Below are 664 nucleotides of genomic sequence, written 5' to 3' on the forward strand. Positions count from 1 at the left end.
TTAATACAGTATCGGGTTTAGTCAACCATTGTTTTTTGAACTTTTTGCTGCCATGGTGTTCTTAAGAGAATATTAGGGGCAGGTTGCGACCCTAATATTCTTTTAAGAACTTATGTTGCAGAAGAAACCATTTATGAACAAAGTCTTTTTATACTCTAGCTATTTTATCTTCGTCTTATTCGGGTTTAATGCATATGCTGAGGGAGAGAATACTGTCTCAATTGGAAAGTTTTCTGAATGGGGGCTGGAGGAATGGGAGTCGGTCGAATTCAATGATGAAACCTCTTATCGTTTGAAAGACGAAAGTGATAATCCCAAACTGAAGGTTTTGCATGCAATTAGTCAAGCTTCTGCTTCGGGTATGTTCAAGAAAATGAAAGTGAATATACAGAAGACTCCCTTTTTAAATTGGCGCTGGAAGGTCAATAAACCCTTAGCGAGTTTGCCTGAAGAAACGAAGCAAGGCGATGACTATGCTGCGAGAATCTATGTAGTCGTTTCTGATGGCTGGTTTTTCTGGCAAACCAAGGCCTTGAATTATGTCTGGTCGAGCCGGGAAGATGCGCCAGCAAGTTGGCCCAATGCTTATGCGCCTGACAACACTCTGATGATACCCTTACGAAATAATAGCGACGGCGCAGGGCAGTGGCATATAGAAAAACGA

At 41.6% G+C, this 664-nt stretch carries 1 protein-coding gene; it reads left to right on the forward strand.

All coding sequences use genetic code 11. The features are described from left to right. Positions 1-133 precede the first annotated feature (133 nt). The coding region (locus A3757_RS02025; RefSeq protein WP_068739082.1) for a DUF3047 domain-containing protein at positions 134-664 on the forward strand (531 nt) is incomplete at its 3' end.

The organism is Oleiphilus sp. HI0117 (assembly GCF_001635235.1).